The sequence below is a fragment of the Coprococcus phoceensis genome (assembly GCF_900104635.1).
In the GTDB taxonomy this organism is placed as follows: Bacteria; Bacillota; Clostridia; order Lachnospirales; family Lachnospiraceae; genus Faecalimonas; species Faecalimonas phoceensis.
In genome coordinates this window covers 1,643,726-1,661,519 of the sequence record NZ_FNWC01000007.1, presented here as the reverse complement: position 1 = coordinate 1,661,519, position 17,794 = coordinate 1,643,726, and the positions used below count along the sequence as shown (strand labels likewise).

At 42.7% G+C, this 17,794-nt stretch carries 21 protein-coding genes; all 21 read left to right on the top strand.

Going from position 1 to position 17,794, the window contains the following annotated elements; translation table 11 throughout:
* The first annotated feature begins 5 nt into the window (after positions 1–5).
* The 21 genes from BQ5364_RS11885 to BQ5364_RS11785 all read left to right on the top strand — a co-directional run bounded on the left by BQ5364_RS11885 (position 6) and on the right by BQ5364_RS11785 (position 17,788).
* Positions 6–1,289, top strand: coding sequence for a ParB/RepB/Spo0J family partition protein (locus tag BQ5364_RS11885; protein ID WP_071144351.1), 1,284 nt, complete (start codon positions 6–8; stop codon positions 1,287–1,289).
* Positions 1,286–1,669 carry a hypothetical protein gene (locus BQ5364_RS11880; protein WP_071144350.1) on the top strand — a complete coding sequence of 128 codons (384 nt, stop codon included), beginning with the start codon at positions 1,286–1,288 and terminating at the stop codon, positions 1,667–1,669. The genes BQ5364_RS11885 and BQ5364_RS11880 overlap by 4 nt, the downstream gene beginning before the upstream one ends.
* Positions 1,638–1,931, top strand: coding sequence for a hypothetical protein (locus tag BQ5364_RS11875; protein ID WP_071144349.1), 294 nt, complete (start codon positions 1,638–1,640; stop codon positions 1,929–1,931). Before BQ5364_RS11880 ends, BQ5364_RS11875 begins: the two co-directional genes overlap by 32 nt.
* Entirely contained in the window at positions 1,921–2,265 is a 345-nt protein-coding gene (locus tag BQ5364_RS11870) for a hypothetical protein (protein WP_071144348.1), read from the top strand. The genes BQ5364_RS11875 and BQ5364_RS11870 overlap by 11 nt, the downstream gene beginning before the upstream one ends.
* A gap of 209 nt (positions 2,266–2,474) precedes the next feature.
* Entirely contained in the window at positions 2,475–2,789 is a 315-nt protein-coding gene (locus BQ5364_RS11865) for an HNH endonuclease (protein ID WP_071144347.1), read from the top strand.
* A gap of 85 nt (positions 2,790–2,874) precedes the next feature.
* On the top strand, positions 2,875–3,228 hold the full coding sequence (locus BQ5364_RS11860) for a hypothetical protein (RefSeq protein WP_071144346.1): 354 nt from the start codon (positions 2,875–2,877) through the stop codon (positions 3,226–3,228).
* A 5-nt stretch (positions 3,229–3,233) separates the two neighbouring features.
* On the top strand, positions 3,234–4,886 hold the full coding sequence (locus BQ5364_RS11855) for a terminase large subunit (RefSeq protein ID WP_071144345.1): 1,653 nt from the start codon (positions 3,234–3,236) through the stop codon (positions 4,884–4,886).
* Positions 4,887–4,903: 17 nt separating this feature from the next.
* Positions 4,904–6,163, top strand: coding sequence for a phage portal protein (locus BQ5364_RS11850; RefSeq protein WP_071144344.1), 1,260 nt, complete (start codon positions 4,904–4,906; stop codon positions 6,161–6,163).
* Entirely contained in the window at positions 6,153–6,752 is a 600-nt protein-coding gene (locus tag BQ5364_RS11845; RefSeq protein WP_071144343.1) for an HK97 family phage prohead protease, read from the top strand. The genes BQ5364_RS11850 and BQ5364_RS11845 overlap by 11 nt, the downstream gene beginning before the upstream one ends.
* Before the next feature lie 30 nt (positions 6,753–6,782).
* On the top strand, positions 6,783–8,021 hold the full coding sequence (locus tag BQ5364_RS11840; RefSeq protein WP_071144342.1) for a phage major capsid protein: 1,239 nt from the start codon (positions 6,783–6,785) through the stop codon (positions 8,019–8,021).
* A gap of 17 nt (positions 8,022–8,038) precedes the next feature.
* Positions 8,039–8,425 (top strand): hypothetical protein, encoded by a 387-nt coding sequence (locus tag BQ5364_RS11835; RefSeq protein ID WP_071144341.1) that lies wholly within the window; start codon positions 8,039–8,041, stop codon positions 8,423–8,425.
* Positions 8,426–8,435: 10 nt separating this feature from the next.
* A complete protein-coding gene (locus BQ5364_RS11830; RefSeq protein ID WP_071144340.1) occupies positions 8,436–8,723 on the top strand; it encodes a phage head-tail connector protein in 288 nt (95 codons plus the stop codon).
* A 1-nt stretch (position 8,724) separates the two neighbouring features.
* A complete protein-coding gene (locus BQ5364_RS11825; RefSeq protein ID WP_071144339.1) occupies positions 8,725–9,003 on the top strand; it encodes a phage head closure protein in 279 nt (92 codons plus the stop codon).
* Complete coding sequence (locus BQ5364_RS11820) at positions 9,000–9,380, top strand: HK97 gp10 family phage protein (protein WP_235837166.1); 381 nt, start codon at positions 9,000–9,002, stop codon at positions 9,378–9,380. The genes BQ5364_RS11825 and BQ5364_RS11820 overlap by 4 nt, the downstream gene beginning before the upstream one ends.
* Positions 9,377–9,727 (top strand): hypothetical protein, encoded by a 351-nt coding sequence (locus BQ5364_RS11815; protein ID WP_071144338.1) that lies wholly within the window; start codon positions 9,377–9,379, stop codon positions 9,725–9,727. Before BQ5364_RS11820 ends, BQ5364_RS11815 begins: the two co-directional genes overlap by 4 nt.
* A gap of 4 nt (positions 9,728–9,731) precedes the next feature.
* Positions 9,732–10,271 carry a hypothetical protein gene (locus BQ5364_RS11810; RefSeq protein ID WP_071144337.1) on the top strand — a complete coding sequence of 180 codons (540 nt, stop codon included), beginning with the start codon at positions 9,732–9,734 and terminating at the stop codon, positions 10,269–10,271.
* Positions 10,272–10,321: 50 nt separating this feature from the next.
* On the top strand, positions 10,322–10,654 hold the full coding sequence (locus BQ5364_RS11805) for a hypothetical protein (protein WP_071144336.1): 333 nt from the start codon (positions 10,322–10,324) through the stop codon (positions 10,652–10,654).
* A 2-nt stretch (positions 10,655–10,656) separates the two neighbouring features.
* Positions 10,657–10,932, top strand: a complete 276-nt coding sequence (locus tag BQ5364_RS11800) for a hypothetical protein (RefSeq protein ID WP_071144335.1) — start codon at positions 10,657–10,659, stop codon at positions 10,930–10,932.
* 1 nt (position 10,933) lies between these two features.
* Positions 10,934–13,834, top strand: coding sequence for a phage tail tape measure protein (locus BQ5364_RS11795; RefSeq protein ID WP_071144334.1), 2,901 nt, complete (start codon positions 10,934–10,936; stop codon positions 13,832–13,834).
* Complete coding sequence (locus BQ5364_RS11790; RefSeq protein WP_071144333.1) at positions 13,827–14,591, top strand: hypothetical protein; 765 nt, start codon at positions 13,827–13,829, stop codon at positions 14,589–14,591. The genes BQ5364_RS11795 and BQ5364_RS11790 overlap by 8 nt, the downstream gene beginning before the upstream one ends.
* Complete coding sequence (locus tag BQ5364_RS11785; RefSeq protein WP_071144332.1) at positions 14,588–17,788, top strand: phage tail spike protein; 3,201 nt, start codon at positions 14,588–14,590, stop codon at positions 17,786–17,788. The genes BQ5364_RS11790 and BQ5364_RS11785 overlap by 4 nt, the downstream gene beginning before the upstream one ends.
* Positions 17,789–17,794 lie beyond the last annotated feature (6 nt).

Below are 17,794 nucleotides of genomic sequence, written 5' to 3'. Positions count from 1 at the left end.
AAGATATGGCAAAGTTTGGCATTAACGATATTCTGAACGCAAAGACAAAGGCAGCCGGGCAGCAGGCGCAGGGATACAAAGAAATCTATTTAAGCCCGTATGAGGTAAAGGCAGCCGAAGAGAACACGCACCAGAAGTTAGAGGGCATAGAAGAACTGGCAGACAGCTTTTTACACGTAGGGCAGGAGCAGCCAACGGTTTTGGCAAGGGTAAACGGAGAATACCGCATAATTGACGGGCACAGACGTAACGAAGCAAACAAGCTGAATTTGGAGCGAGGGCACAAAGAGTATGAAAAAGTGCTTTTCCGTTCAAAGGATATGAGCGAGGCTATGTATGAGTTATCGTTGCTGGCTGGCAATGGATACACGCAGGAGCTGACGGCATACGAAAAAACGAGATTGGTAGAGAGAACAAAGGTGGCACTTATCCGGGCAAAGAAAGAGGACGGATTGGAGATTAAAGGAAAAATGCGTGATCTGATAGCCTCAATGCTGAACGAAAGCAGCACAAACGTAGCACGTATGGAAAGTATCAACAACAATGCAACGCCGGAAATCAAAGAGCAGTTAAAAAGTGGCAGTATTGGAGTAACGGCAGCGTATGAGGCTGCGAAGCTGCCAGAGGCAGAGCAAAAGGAAATTGCGGAGCAGGCAGCAGCCGGGAAAGAGATACGGGCAAATGAGATTGCACAGAAAGTTGCGGAGAAGAAAGCAACAGAAAAAGCAGATAAGCTGGAAGAGCCAAGACCGGGGGACGATTACGAAATAGCGCACCCGGAAAGTATTACATCATTGTGCTACTCATGCCTATATTATTCAGAGTGCAACGTAAAAACGGGAACATGCCAGAAGTGCGATAAATACCAGAATAAGGCAGAGGCAGAAAAAACGGACGAACAGCGGTACAGTGAAGAACAGGACAGAATAGACCGGGAAACAAAAGCGAAGCTGCGGCAGCAGGCAGACAATGAAAAAATGGAGCATCTGCCAAGTGATGCAGCAAAGCAGCCAAAGGTACACAGAATAAGATTAGCAAAAATGTTTTTTGAAGATGTGGCAAGCGGCAAAAAGTCGTTTGAACTGCGGAAGAATGACAGAGGCTATAAACAGGGCGATATTTTAGAGCTGGCAGAGTACACGAACGGAGAGGTAACAGGAAGAATCATAAAGGCAGAGGTAACGTATATGTTACAGGAATATGCAGGACTTGCAGAGGGGTACTGCATCATGGCAATTAAGGTAATGGGCATTGTGTCCGAAACGGACACCAAAGGAGCAGAGGCGTGATAGAGGATAAAATAAAACAAGAATACGAATGGCAGCATAGAGAAATAGGGCAACCGACACTTGATGAATTATTTAGCGAAATCAATGAGGCATTGGGGATAGAGCTGTGGATATGGCAAAAAACATACATGACAATGGGAACATACAGACAAATGGGAGCAACCACAGCTCAATGTTTACGGGTGTTGCTTTTTAGCGAAACGACACCGTTAGACTATTCAAGTCCACCAAGAACTGCAAGGGAAGATTGCGAAAGACAACAGTTAAGAGAAATATATCAAAAATTGAATGAGGCAGGAATACAGACAAGAAAGGTGTTTTGGAGCAGGGAAGAAAAGAGGCGATGGTATGAATCACAGACAGTGGAAAAAGAATTATAAAAAGCGATACGGATATAATCCACCTGCATACATGGATAAGCGAAAGAGAAGAAAGGCAAGGGCGCAACAGTCCTTGCCTTGCGCTGGTATATCGGTGGAGCAGATAACGCAGGCAATGGAAACATTTACAGAGGCAGTATTTGCCGCAGCAGGGAACATATGCGATGCACTGGCGCAGATGTTTGGCAGACAGGCGCAGGCATTTAATGCTGTGGCAGAGCAGTACAAAGACGATAAGGCAGGAGCGGTACATGGGAAATAACAAAGAGATACAGAGGCAGCAGTATAACAGAACGGTGGCGATGTTAAAGCAGTACAGAGATGCACAGTTTTTTTTGCAGCACACAACAGACGAAGAGAGCAAACAGAGGACAGAGGCAGCAGTACAGCATATTACGGCGGCACTGGAAGAGATACAGCGGCGCAGGCAGCAGGCGGAAAGAGAGGAAGAGTATACAGCGTTGTGTATGTATTACATGCAGGGCTATACATACGAGCAGATTGAGAAAGAATTGAATACCGGGAAAGATACACCAAGACGCTGGATTACGGCAGCAGTAAAGGAGCTGGCAGTTATGATTTATGGGATTGAGTAAAGCTATGCGGAATAGCTGCACAAATTTTGCGGTATATTTGCACAAATCCTGCGGTGGACAGGGAAACGGTGCGGGCGGTATAATACAACTGTTAAGGACGCACGAAAGAACTTAAATGTTTTTTCGTTGCGCCCTTTTTGTTTTTCATCATACTTTTACCTCCTGCCCAACGCATGAAACCTAGGGCGTTGGGTAAAGAAAGAGGCAACATGAAAGAGTGGGCAGAATTGTTTTATAAATCTAAAGAGTGGGCGCAGACGAGGGACGCATACATGACAGCACAGCATTACTTGTGTGAACGCTGCGGAGAGCCAGCAAAGATTGTACACCACAAGATTTGGCTGACACCAAAGAACATACACGAGCAGAGTATTACGTTATGCTGGGACAACTTAGAGGCATTGTGTCAGGACTGTCACAACAAAGAGCATCATGCAAAGAACGTGCGTGCAAAACGATATGCGTTTACGGCTGACGGCGAACTAATCCCCCCATTCAAAAAAAATATTTTTCACTCACGATAGACCGAGGGGTAACCCTAATTTTACTCTGCAAGGTCGCACATGCGTGGTGTAGAGGGGGTGGGGTGTATCGAAAGGGGTAAAAGAAATGGCAGCACGAAAGGAAAAGAGTAAAGAAGCCAAGATAAAGAGTGAAAAGACAAGATTAAAAGGGATTTTCAAGGACTTAGACGAAAATAAAAAGAAGTTGGTAACGCCGCTGATAGAAAAGGCTGCTTTTATGTCGATAGAACTTGATGAATTGCAGAACGTGATAGAGGAAACGGGCTGGACAAGTGAGTACAAAAACGGAGAGAACCAGTACGGGACAAAGAAAAGCCCGGAAGCAGAAACATACATAGCATTATCAAAGAATTATGCGGCTATCATCAAGCAATTAACAGAGCTTGTGCCTGCGGCAAAACGCAAGCAAAGCAAGCTGGCAGCCCTTAGAGAAGAATAGGGCAAATGCCATATAAAAATTATATCTATGAGTACTACGCAAAGATAAGCAGCGGCGAGATCATCGTAGGAAAATGGATTAAAAAAATATTTGAAATCATCATAAACGGGCTGCAAACGCAGGAGTATTTTTTTAATGCAAAGGCAGCCAATAAAGCTATAAAATTCATAGAAACATTTTGCCACCATAGCAAGGGGCGTAATGATTTAATCACGTTGGAATTATGGCAAAAAGCTATAGTTTCCACCATTTTTGGCATACAAGATGCAGAAAAAATACGTGTTTTTCGTGAAATTTTTATTGTTATCGGACGAAAAAACGGTAAAAGTTTGTTTGCGTCTGCGCTAATCGCATACATGGCTTACTTAGAGCCGGAGTATGGACAGGAAATATACTGTTTAGCACCAAAATTAGACCAAGCAGCCCTTGTATATGACGGATTTTATCAAATGGTACAGGCAGAGGAAGAGTTGGAAGAACTGGCGAAAAAACGGCGCAGCGATATCTATATTGCAGAGAGCAATACCGTTATCAAGCCGATTGCATTTAATGCCAAAAAGTCAGACGGTTTTAACCCGCAGCTTGTTGTATGTGATGAAATGGCGGCATGGAGCGGGGACGCTGGATTAAAGCAGTATGAGGTTATGAAGTCTGCTTTAGGCGCACGTAAACAGCCGATGATTTTAAGCATAAGTACAGCCGGATATATCAACGATAGTATCTATGATGAGCTAATGAAGCGTAGCACAAGTTTCTTAAAGGGAAACAGCAAAGAGCGCAGGTTATTACCATTTTTGTACATGATTGATGATGTGGAAAAATGGAACGACATAGACGAACTGAAAAAAGCAAACCCTAATATGGGCGTATCAGTAAAAGAGAGTTTCTTTATTGATGAAATTGCAGTAGCAGAGGGCAGTTTAAGTAAAAAAGCAGAGTTCCTTACCAAATACTGCAATATCAAACAGAACAGCTCTATTGCATGGCTGGAATATCAGACAGTGGAAAAAGCAGAAATATTAAAAACGCTGGAAGATTTTAAAGAGTGCTATGCAGTGGGCGGCATAGATTTGAGCCAAACAACAGACTTGACAGCTGCAAGCGTGGTTATAGAGAAAGAGGGCGTATTATACGCATTTACGCAATTCTTTATGCCTAAAAACAGGCTGGAAACCTTGCAGGCAACAGATGGAGTACCGTATGACATTTTCGTTAAGAAAGGCATTATCACTTTATCCGGCGATAATTACGTTAATTACAAAGACGTATTTAACTGGTATGTATGGTTGCTGGAAACATACGGCATAAGGGTTTTAAAAATCGGATACGATAGGTACAGCGCACAGTACCTTGTGGACGATCTGAAAAATTACGGATTCCATACAGACGATGTTTACCAAGGCGAAAACCTCACACCTGTAATACGGGAGTTTGAGGGCATTATTAAAGACGGCGATTTTAAAATTGCAAACAATAAATTGCTACAGTCGCATTTCTTAAATGTGGCATTAAAGCACAACATGGAAACAAGGAAGTTCCGCCCGATAAAGATAGAGCAGCGGGCGCATATAGACGGTTTTGTATCTGTCATAGATGCAATGACAGTAAGACAGAAATATCACGAAGAGGTAGGGGAACTACTGAAAAACGCCGCATAGAAAGGAGAGTAAACGGCATGAGATTTTTAGATTATCTTTTTCATGGCAAAGAATTAAAAGCCATAGGAAATTATTTTAAAATGCTGAACGGCTACAGCCCGACATTTACCAGCTTTAGCGGCGGTGTATATGAAATGGATTTGACAAGGACAGCGGTAAACAATTTTGCCACTCATTGCAGCAAATTAAAGCCAGAGATTGAGGGCAGTGCCCTTAAAACATTGGAAAAGACATTACAGCATAAACCAAATTGTTTTATGGACACGACAAAATTTATTAAGCGTCTGGCAACGTATGTGGCTGTAGAGCATACAGCGTTCATTATTCCGATAGAGGACGAATACGGGCGTTTATGCGGCTGGTATCCATTGCGTGCCGAACGCTGCGAGGTAATAGAGTGCGAGGGGCAGTTATATTTGCGTTACCTGTTTGCAAATGGCAGTTATGGAGCTATTGAGTTTGAGCGTGTGGGGATTATGACAGATTTTGAATATAAAGACGATCTGTTTGGAGAGGATAACAGCACACTTGCACCCACAATGCAGTTGATACATACGCAAAACGAGGGAATCATAAACGCAGTAAAAAACTCTGCAAATATCCGATTTTTAGCAAAGGTTGCAAACATGCTGAAACCAGAGGATATAAAGAAAGAGCGCAAGCGTTTTACAGAGGACAATTTAAGCGCAGACAATGATAGCGGAATGATTATTTATGATAATAAATTTTCCGACTTGAAGCAGGTAGAGAGTAAACCGTATACACCTAACGCATTGCAGATGCAACACATACAGGAAAATGTTTGTACACATTTTGGTACGAATATGGATATTTTGCAGAACAAATTTGACGAGAATACATGGAACGCCTATTACGAGGGAAAAATAGAGCCTTTTGCAATTCAATTATCTTTAGTAATGACAAACATGAGCTTTACAGAAAGAGAGCGGGCGTGTGGAAATGCTATTTTCTTTTCTGCAAACCGTTTGCAATACGCCAGCAATGCTACAAAGTTGAGCGTAAGCACGCAGCTATTTGACAGGGCATTACTAAACAGAAATGGCGTAATGGATATATGGAATATGGCGCATGTTGAGGACGGAGAAAAATATTATATCCGCAAAGAGTATACAGAGGTAAGCGAACTGCAAAAAGGCAATGAGCCACAAGTAGTTATACAGCAAGTCCCGCAGGCAGGGGAACAGAACCCACAACCAGAAGCGGGAGAAACACAAGACGGACAAACAGAGAAAGAGGGTGTTAATAATGCCAGTTAAAAAAGAACGGGAATACAGAACGCTGGTAACACCACTCACTGCCCAAGTTGCGAGCGATAAGCGCATAAATACAGAATGTTATGTAGAGGGATACGCCACTACATTTAACGTACCGTATCTTTTATATGAATTTGAGGACGGTACAAAGATTTACGAAAGAATTGACGCACACGCACTGGATAATGCAGATATGAGTGACGTTATCATGCAGTACGACCATACAGGCAGGGTATTTGCCAGACAGTCCAACAAAACATTGATTTTAGAGCCAGATGCGAAAGGATTATTTGTGGCAGCAGATTTAAGTAAAACAGATTTGGCAAGGGGCTTGTATCAGGACATTGACGCAGGCATGATAACAAAAATGTCATGGGCGTTTACCGTAGCAGAGGAAAGCTACGACAGGGAAACACACACAAGAACGATTCTAAAAATCAAAAAAGTTTATGATGTATCAGCCGTAAGTATTCCGGCAAATAACGATACTGAAATAAGTGCCCGTAATTTTGCAAATAGGAGTTATGAGCAGGAAAAGCAGGAGTTGCTTAAAAGGCGGGCTATGATACTAAAGATTAAGACGAGCTTATAAAAGCGAAAATGAAAAGGAGAAAAACAGAGCATGAGATTAAAAGAAATTGAGGCAAGATTAGCAGAAATCAGAGAAGAGCTGAACACCAGAGCGGCAGAGCTTACAGACGAAGAAATGACAGCACTTGAAGCAGAGGTAACAGCATTACAGGAAGAAAGAACCTCTTTGCAGGCGGCAGCAGAAAAACGTAAAAATTTACTTGCAAGAATTGCTGCGGGAGAGCCTACAGGCGGCGCAGGCACAGAGCCTATGACATTTAGAAACTTTGCAGGAGCAGGCGGCGCAGGTGCAGCAGCAACAGAGCCAGAGGATAAGTACGACACTGTAGCATACAGAAAAGCATTTATGAACTATGTGTGCAGGGGCGTGGTTATTCCGCAGGAGTATAGAGCGGCAGAAAACACTACAACAGCAGACAGCGGCGCAGTAATTCCAACCTCTATTATGAATGAGATTATTACAAAGCTGGAAAGCTACGGCAGCATTTACGCAAAAGTACGCAAGATTAACGTACAGGGCGGCGTATCCATTCCGATTGCAGATTTAAAACCTACGGCACACTGGATTGCAGAGGAAAAGAGCAGCGATGACCAGAAAGCATCTGCAAAAACTTCTGTAACATTCAACTATTACGGCTTAGAGTGCAAAATTTCACAGAGCATTTTAGCCAATGTCGTTACTCTGAAAATGTTTACTGATCTGTTTGTACCTATGGCAACAGAGGCAATGGTAAAGGCTATTGAGATTGCCATTTTCAACGGTACAGGAGAGGGGCAGCCGCTGGGTGTCACAAAGGACAGCAGGGTAACAACGGTTGTTACGCTGACACAGGAAGAGTATGAGAGCTGGAATGGCTGGCACAAAGTAAAAGGCAAAATGAAAAAGGCGTACAGAAATGGCAGTTTCGTTATGAATCAGTCCACGTTTGATACAGGCATTGACGGCATGGAAGATAAGAACGGGCAGCCGATTGGACGTACAAACTATGGCGTGAACGGAGAGGAAACATACCGTTTCATGGGCAAGAACGTGGAAACTGTAGAGGACGATGTGTTACCGAGCTGGGACGATGCAAACGAGGGAGATGTAATTGCGGTATTTATGAGTTTCTCTGATTACGTTATCAATACCAACATGGAAATGCAGGTAGTGAAGTGGACAGACCACGACAACAACAAAATCAAAAATAAGTGCTTAATGGTTGTGGACGGCAAGGTAGCCGATGCAAACGGCATTATCTTAGTAAAAAAGGGCGTTAAGTCGGTATAAGGAAAGAGAGGCACAATATGGCACATTTTGATGTAAAAGAGCTTGAAAAGCGAAAAAAGGAAGATTTACAGAAACTTGCAAATGAGCTGGGGTTGAGTGACATCGGAACGAAAGAAGAGCTTGCAAAGAGAATTGCGGCAGTAGATGCAGAAGAGCAGGAAGAGAAAGAAACGCAGCAGGGAGAGCCGCAACAGCCGGAAGTACCGGGAGAAGCAGAACAGGAAACGCCAACGCCGGAAGTGTCCGAAACGGACACCGAAAAAGCCAGTGTGAAAGTAACGATTATTGAAACCTACAAAGATAAACAGGCACAGCAGACATTTAGACCGGGCAAAGAATTTGTTGTAACAACAGAGCGGGCAGAGGTTTTGGTGGCAGCAGGAGTGGCGAAAATCACAAAGTAGAGGCGGTTTTATGGAAACAATATTAACAGATACCATAAAAAGCAGCATGAGGATTTTAAGCAAATCCGCAGTGATTGAACAGGACATAAACAACAGTATTGCAGCCTGCAAGTTGGATTTACAGCTTGCAGGCGTGGTAAATATCAACGAAAATGATGCGCTCATTATCAGAGCCGTTACGTTGTTTGTGAAAGCAGAGTTTAATTACCAAAATGCAGCAGATAGATACAAACAGAGTTATGAGGCGTTGAAAATGTCGCTGTGTCTTGCCGGAGATTACAACACAAAAGAGGGATAAGATGCAGGAAGAAATTACGTTATGTGAGCAGATCAATGACAGCGAGGTAGAGAAAACTATTATTTTCTGTGACGTTGAGAGCATTACGCAAAGTGAGTTTGAGGCGGTAGGGCAAAAGGACATAAAGCCGCAATATAAATTTGTGGTATGGAGTTTTGAATACAGCAATCAAACAGAGATTGAATACAACGGGCAGAGGCTGACGGTATACCGAACATACAAACGGAAGAACGAAGAAAAGACAGAATTGTATGCTGAAAAGCGGGTGGGCAGACGTTGAGCAAAGAAGTAGATATAAAAGACCTTGCAACAGAGATTGCAGCCGGGCTTACAGAGTACGACCAGAATGTAGCAGACGAAATAAAAACGATAGTTGATGATGTGGCACAAGAGGGCGTGGACGAACTGCAACAGAGCAGCCCAAAACTGACAGGCAGTTATAGAAGAGGTTGGAGAAAAAAACAGACCTATGCAGATACCCGCACCAAAAGAAATACTGTGTTTAACAAAACGGATTATCAGATTACGCATTTACTGGAATATGGACATGCAAGCAGAAATGGCGGGCGTGTAAAGCCGAGGGTACATATTAAGCCTGTAGAGGAAAAAATGGTAACAGAATTGCAGGAGCGCATAGAAAAGGCGGTGCAGCAGTGAGATTAGAAACAATTATTGACAGGGCAAAAGCAACGGGGCTGCCACTTGCAAAAGATGCGTTCCGGGAAACAAAGGAAAACCCGTTACCAGAGCCGCCGTATCTTGTGTATATCGTGCCGCAGGTAGTGGGGCGTGGAAGTGATGAAAGAATTTTGTTACATGAGATACACGCAGCACTGGAACTGTACACAGACAAGGTGGTAGACGGCAGTTTAGAGAAAGAAATTGAAGAAAAAGTGTTATTTGATGTGGATTACACAAAGTACCAAGATACGATTGAAAGCGAGGATATGGTACAGACCGCATACGAATTTACAATTTACGAGAAAGTGAAAAAGAAAGGATAAGGATATGGACAGCGAAAGAATTATTTTAGGCAGTGGAAAGCTGTATTGCATGGTTTTTACTGGGGAAATCCCGGAAGATACAGCGATTGAAACAGACGAAAACCAGCTTGCACATATCAAGGGCGGCGCATCGTTGGAGTACACCGCAGAAACATATACAGCAAAGGACGATTTGGGCGTTGTGCAGAAAACGATTTTAACCAGCGAAGATGTGACATTAAAGGCAGGCTTGCTTACATGGTGCGCAAAGACACTTGAAAAGCTGTGTGCAACAGCGAGAGTAACCGAAACAGCCAAAAAGAGAACCGTAAAAATCGGTGGAATCAAAAACCAGAACCATAAAAAATATCTCATTAGATTTTTACACGAAGATAGTGAGGACGGAGATATCAGAGTAACGATTGTGGGAAGAAATGAGGCGGGCTTTAGCTTTACATTTGCCAAAGATGCAGAAAGCACAATAGAGCCGCAGTTTAAGGCACACCCAATGGATAAAGACGGTACATTACTGATTTTTGACGAGGATATCGTTACAGAAGCGTAAAGAAAAGGCTGCGGGGCAATTCCCGCAGCCAAAAATAAGGAGAGTAAAGCATGGCAAACAAAAGTTTTAATTTTGGAAAAATGAAACGAAGTTTTTATACAACAACACTGAAAGACGGCAAAGTAGTAATTGTAAACATGCCGAAGAAAAGCACATTTGAAAAGATGCAGGAAATTAGCGAGCTGGACGAAGAGGAAGTAGACGGCAAAGAGGTATATAAAACAATGCTGTCACTTATGGCTGAAATCTTATCTAACAATAAAAATGGGGAGCGGATTACAGCAGAGTATTTGGAAAGTGAAGAGTACGACATTGAGGAAATCGTGGCATACATTAACGATTACGGCGATTTTGTCAATTCGATTAAGAATAACCCAAATTAAAAATGCCGTATTATCCGGGCGGCGGCAGCGGGGACGAAGTGCATTATAGATTGAATACAAAAGGGGAAAAACTGGTAATTGATTATCTGAATATCACGATATCTGACGTACAGGAAATGCCCATAGATTTGTATTTGTATTTTATGCGAGAGGCAAATATACACAGGCTCATGCAGACGAAAGAGGGCAGAGAGTACTTAGATAATTGCTGGAGAATGGAACAAACAAAGCCGGATAGAAAGAAACTACGGGAAAAGATGCGGAAAGGAGAGCGGTAGCATGGCAGCAGGAAACATTAAAGGCATTACCATAGAAATTGGCGGCGATACTACCAAATTATCAAAAGCACTTTCCGGGGTAAACAGCTCATGCAGTTCTTTACAGAAAGAATTGAGGGAAGTAGACAAGCTATTAAAACTAGATCCCTCAAATACAGAGCTTTTGGCACAAAAACAAAAGATTCTGAAAGAAGCTATAGGAAGTACAAAAGAAAAGCTGGATACGCTGAAAGAAGCGGAAAAACAGGTACAGGAGCAGTTTGAAAATGGCGAAGTAAGCGAGGAACAGTACCGAGCGTTACAAAGAGAAATTGCATCAACAGAAATCAAACTGGGAGATTTGGAGCAGCAGGCGCAGGAAAGCAATAAAGAGCTTGAGGGCGTGGCTGATGCAGCAGACGATACAGCAGAAAAAGTAAGCAAGATTGATGCAGCGGCAAGTGCGCTGGACACTGTGAGCAATAAAGCAGGAGCAGCGGCAAAAGCATTAGCACCGTTATCAGCAGGAGCGGCAGCGGTGGGGGCTGCATCGTATGCGGCAGCAATGGACATAGATAATGGCTATGACATTGTGATAACCAAAACAGGCGCAACAGGCGAAGCACTGGAAAGCCTGCAAGGCAGCATGGAAAACATATTTACAAGTTTGCCGATTGATGCAGAAACAGCAGGTACGGCAATCGGAGAAGTAAATACACGTTTCCAGCTTACAGGGGAAGAACTTGAAAAACTGTCACAGCAGTTTATAGAGTTCTCTGAAATCAATGATACAGACCTCAATACATCAATAGATAACGTTGATACGATTTTAAATAAATTCAATGTTGACGCATCACAGGCAGGCAATGTGCTGGGACTTCTGACAAAGACAGGACAGGATACCGGGTTATCAATGGATACGTTGGAAAATTCATTGATGCAGAACGGCAGCACCTTAAAAGAAATGGGGCTGGGGATTACAGAAAGTGTAAATTTACTGGCTGCATTTGAGAACAACGGTGTTGATGCAACAACAGCAATGGCAGGATTGAAAAAGTCCGTTAAGAATTATACCGCAGAGGGATTAAGCACAAATGAAGCACTGCAAAAGACGATTGACAGAATCAAAAACGCCAGCACAGAAACAGAGGCGTTATCTATAGCGCAGGAAACGTTTGGCTCTAAAGGTTTTGCGGAAATGGCGCAGGCGATCCGAGAGGGTAAGTTGAGCTTAGACGATTTGGGCGCATCGTTGGACGATTACGGGAACGTAGTACAGGATACCTATGAGGCAACATTAGACCCATGGGACGAAGCGAAAACAACGCTGAATAATCTGAAACTTGCGGGCAGTGATTTGGCAGGCACAGCGTTATCAGCATTGAAGCCTGCCATTGAAAAAGTAACAAGTGCAGTAAAGAACTTTACGGACTGGTTTAGAAACTTGTCAGATGGGCAGAAAGAAACGATTGCTATTATTCTGGCAGTTGTGGCAGCTTTAGCCCCGGCATTATTGATTATAAGCAAGGTGGCGGGGGCGATATCGGGCATAATAAACGTATGCAAGATGTTAAAGCCTGCGATTGCAGCAGTAAATGCAGTAATGGCAGCGAATCCAGTAATGATAGTAGTGATAGCAATAGCCGCATTGGTGGCGGCGTTGGTTGTCCTATATAACAAGTGTGAATGGTTTAGAGAAATAGTTGACGGCATTTTTTCTGCAATCAAAGATTTTGTAGGAAATGCCATTGATGCAATCAAAGAATTTATAAGCGCAGTATGGGACAAAATGCAGGAGATATGGGGATTTATACAGCCGTACATAGAAATGATATGGGGCGTAATTCAGCAGATCATGGCAGATATCGCACAGATTTTTAGCGATACATGGGAAATTATAAAGGCTGTGTGGGATTTGGTAGCACCGTATTTTATGATTTTGTGGGAAGCAATAAAAACTGTATTTTCTGTAGTTGGCGAAGTATTAAGCGGCTTCTTTTCGGTTGCGTGGGAGCTGATAAAAACCGTTTGGGACGTTGCGGTAATGTACTTTACTACAATTTGGGAAAATATCAAAATTGTATTTTCTGTGGTAGCGGAAGTGCTGGGGGCGTTCTTTAGTACGGCGTGGGAAGTCATAAAGGCGGTATGGGACGTTGTAGTAGCGTATTTCCAAGCAGTATGGAATGGTATTAAAACAATCTTTTCAGTAGTAAAAGATGTATTAACGGGGAATTTCAGTGACGCATGGAACGGAATTAAAAGCATTTGGGCTGGGTTTGCTAATTTCTTCAGCACAGCATGGAACAGTGTAAAAATAATATTCAGTGCGGTAGGAAATTTCTTTAGGACAACATTTAGTGCAGCGTGGGAGGCTGTAAAACAGGTATTTGCAAACTGGGGCAGCTTTTTCAGCGGTTTATGGGACAGAATCAAAAGCACGTTTTCTAATTTGGGTACTGCAATATCAAATGCAATCAGTGGTGCAGTACGTGCCGGAATCAACGGAGTAATAAGTACGATTGAAAGAACCATTAACAGTGCAATAGGGCTGATAAATGGGGCAATCGGCTTAATCAATAAGATACCGGGCGTAAATATAGGCGGGCTGGGATATTTAAGCCTGCCAAGGCTGGCACATGGCGGTGTATTACAGAACGGTGCGGCAATGGTTGCAGAGGCGGGACCAGAGTTAATACAAATGGTAAACGGTCAGACGATTGTAACGCCATTGACACCAACGGCAAGAAATACCGCAATGGATACCGTAAACGGTAAACAGGGCGGCAGTACAACAAATGAAATTCAGTTAAAAATTGAGAATTTTTACAACAATAGGGAACAGGACATAAGAGAACTTACAGAGGAAATATTGGAAATTGCAGACCAAATAAAAGAAAGGGAAGAGGCGGCATATGCTTAGTGAATATTTTGAAAGCGCAAATAGCTTTACCTATAATGGCATAAATTCGTTGGATATGGGCTTATTTATTACCGGGCAGAGTGCCGCTGATTCAGCAGCAGAGCCGGAGATTGACACCGTAGAAGTGCCAGCAAGAGGCATTTTGATACAGGACAACAGAATAGACACGCTGGACAACCAGAGATTTAAAGACTATGAGCAGAAATATACATGCTGCGTAGATGCCACGCAGGGCAGGAGCTTAGAAGAACTGGCACACAGCATTTATATGTGGCTGTATGCGCCGGGAATAGAGTATAGCAGGCTGTACGACACTTACAATACAGAACGTTATAGGCTGGCGTATATAAACAGTAACGCCAGCGTGTCAGAACTGGCAAAGCGGTTACTGGGAGAGATAGAAATAACATTCATGTGCAAAGCATATGAAAGACGGCTGAACGGGGATAAGACAATAACCCTAACGAAAGCAGCAACCATATACAACACAGAGGGATTTACGGCAACGCCGTATATAAAAATAACGGGAAGTGGTGGCATTACGCTGTATATCAATAACCGGGCACACACCTTTAAAGATGTGAACGAATACATTGAGATTGACGGCGAAATAATGAACGCATATAAAGGTGATCTGCTACAAAACAGTAAAATGGTTACTGAACTTTTCCCGAAGCTGACAGCAGGAGCAAATAACATAAGCTGGGCTGGCAATGTAACAAAAGTGGAAATTATACCGAGGTGGTGCAGACTTTGATACCGATTCTATATGATGCCTTAGAAAAAGATTTTACGACAAATGGAATAGGGTTTTTAACAGATGCGGTAAGCTGCATTGTAACCGAGGAAAGAAACGGAATATATGAGCTTGCGTTGACGTATCCGACAAAAGGACATTTGGCGAAATACTTAGAGAATGACGCAATCATAAAAGCAAAGGCGAATGATGAAGATAACCCGCAGCTTTTCCGTATTTACAACCATACGAAAGCTGTAGGAGAAAATACAACATGGTACGGGGAACATATCAGTTATGAACTGAACGGCAACCCGGTAGACTGTTTTACAGTAAGTGAGGTAAACGGAGAACGGGCATTACATGAGTTGCTGGACGCAGCGATATTGCCGCATGAGTTTACCTGTGCAAGTGATATTACCACAACCAACAGCACCAGTATAGACGGGGCTGTAAGCGTCAGAAACGCTATGGGCGGCACAGAGGGCAGCTTATTGGACGTATGGGGTGGAGAATATCACTACGACAATTACAGAGTAGAGCTTTTAAAAGCAAGGGGCGTAGACAATGGCGTAACGATTGAGTACGGCAAGAATCTGATAGATGCAAAGCAGGAAAAGAATATTGCAGATGTTGTAACGGTAATTTTCCCATATGCGAAATATACCGCAGAGGGAGCGGAGCAGAAAACATACATAACATTGCCGGAAAAGGTATTACAGCATGAGAATGCAAACAAATATGCAACGCTGCGGTGTGAGATTGTAGACTTTTCCGGGGAATGGGAAAGCGGAACAATAATTACTACTGACATGCTGCGAGCAAAGGCAAAAGAGTATTTGGGCAAATTAAGTATAGAGCCAAAAGTAAATATTACCTTGTCTTTTGCATCGTTGAAGAAAACCAAAGATTATAAAAATATAAAGGCTTTTGAGAGTGTAAAGCTGTGCGATATTGTTACGGTTAAAATCTTGCCGCTTGATATCAACGTAAAAGCAAAGATTACGAAAGTAAAATATGACAGCATAAAAGAACGTTACGAATCGCTTGAAATTGGAGCAGCCCGCACGAATCTGACTAAAACCATTACTGCGGCACAGAAAGAGGCGCAGGAGCTGATAGTAAAGAACCAGACAAGAGCGGAGCAAATCAAAAAGCAGATTGAGAACACCATTAAAAATGTGACTGCGGCAATCACTGGCAACAGCGGTGGTTATGTGGTATTACACCCGGAAAAGAACCCACAGGAAATATTTATACTTGATACGCCGGATACGTCAAAAGCTAAAAACGTATGGCGTTGGAATCTTGCCGGACTGGGGCACAGCAGTACGGGAGTAAATGGAGAGTTCACGACAGCAATAACCGCAGACGGTCAGATAGTAGCAGATTTTATTACCGCCGGGGAATTAACCGGGGCAATATTAAAAGCTGGGACAGTGTATGCAGAGGCGTTAGATGTTGAGTACAGGAACAAAGTAACTAAACACGCAACAGATGCAGCAGAGGCAGCATTAAACAGCGCAAAGCAGTATGCGAATGGGTTACAAGAAAGTACCAACAAAGAAATTCAAGACGTAAATAACGCTATTGACGATATCAACAATGAACTGGAAACAACAGTAGCAGACGGGATAATAACGGAATCTGAAAAGGCTGCCATACAGAAAATGTTGCAGATCATTGTGAAAGAAAAAGAAGAGGCAGACGCAAAACACGAAGAGTTATTTGATAATGATTATGTGCCGTCTGCGGAATTGAATGCAATGCATAAAGCGTGGCTTACTGTATTTGGAACTGCCAATACTGCCAAATATAATGTGCTGGTTACAGCAATCAACAACGTTATAAATTCTGAAACAAAAGAAGAGATTGAAAAAAACATGGAAACATACCGAACAGCATACAGCGAGTATGGCAGTGCGGTTACGGAGTATCAAACAGCCGTTTCTATTGCAATAGAGGCAGCAGCAAATGCCTATGCAGCAGAGAAAGCAAACAGTGTGGGCGAAACCGTCACAAAGGAAATGACGGCAAAAATTGAAAGCACAGCATCAGAAATTACATTGCTATGCAAAACTATTGAAGAGCATAACATGCACAATTATGTAGCAGGTGGAGATTTCAAGGACGGTTTTACAGATGAATGGTATACGAGCAGTGAAAATAATGAGGTTATTACGGATAGCACGCTGGGGGTATGCGCCAAGATCTCAAAAACTTCCAGCACACCATCATACATACGGTGCAAGATTGGCGTATTGCCAGCCGGAACGTATAGAGTGCGGTATAAGGCAGCAGCGGCAAGCGGGAGCGAAAGCAACGCAAGAGTACAGTGTACTTTTTATTCCACACAGACAACGGCATACGGATTACTGAAAAGCACAGAATGGACAACCGTAGAAAGAGAGGTAACATTACCAGAAAGCACCAGCACAAGGTATTTATATTTGTATGCCTATACGCAAGGGGCAGCGGTATATGTAAAAGATGTAGAAGTGCTGGGGCAGATGTCGGTATATACAGAGGCACAGTTAAAAATAAACAGTGATTCTATTACGCAGGAAGTTAAAAGAGCAAAAGGGATAGAGGACGAATTAAGAGCCTCTATTAAAGTAAATGCTGAAAATATCACAAGCTGCGTAACAAAAGGAAATGTAGGTAGCTATATTACACAGTACTACAACAATGTCATTGTTGCATTTAATAACAGCTCAAAATATGTGCAGATTAACGCAGGAGAAATTGCAATTTATGATTATGGTGTAAGTGCCTCTAAAAAACGTGCTGTATTTGATGAACAGGGAAACCATTTTTACCGAGATAATTATTATGTTGGAAAAATTGGCACAAACCAGTGGGTAGATAATAATGCACATAAAGGGCTTGTATTTGATTTAGAAACGCAAGGAAAGTATATGGCATGGGCACAAAAACCTACAGAGGGGGCAAGCAGTTATACAACCATATTATGTTATTCGAGGGCGAACAGCATATTTACACAAGTGGGCTTACATCTGGGGTGCAATATGTATGGGCATGGCTGGATACTGGACAATGTAGACCTGCGGAACTGTAGCGCAAATGGTTATACAACTTTTACAGGGACATTACCAGTTGTATTGGAAATACATAAAACAGACAATAACGGCGGTATTGGTTGGACATATGGAAACGTGTATATAAAGAATGGCTTAATAACAAGTATTCCACAATAAAGGAGC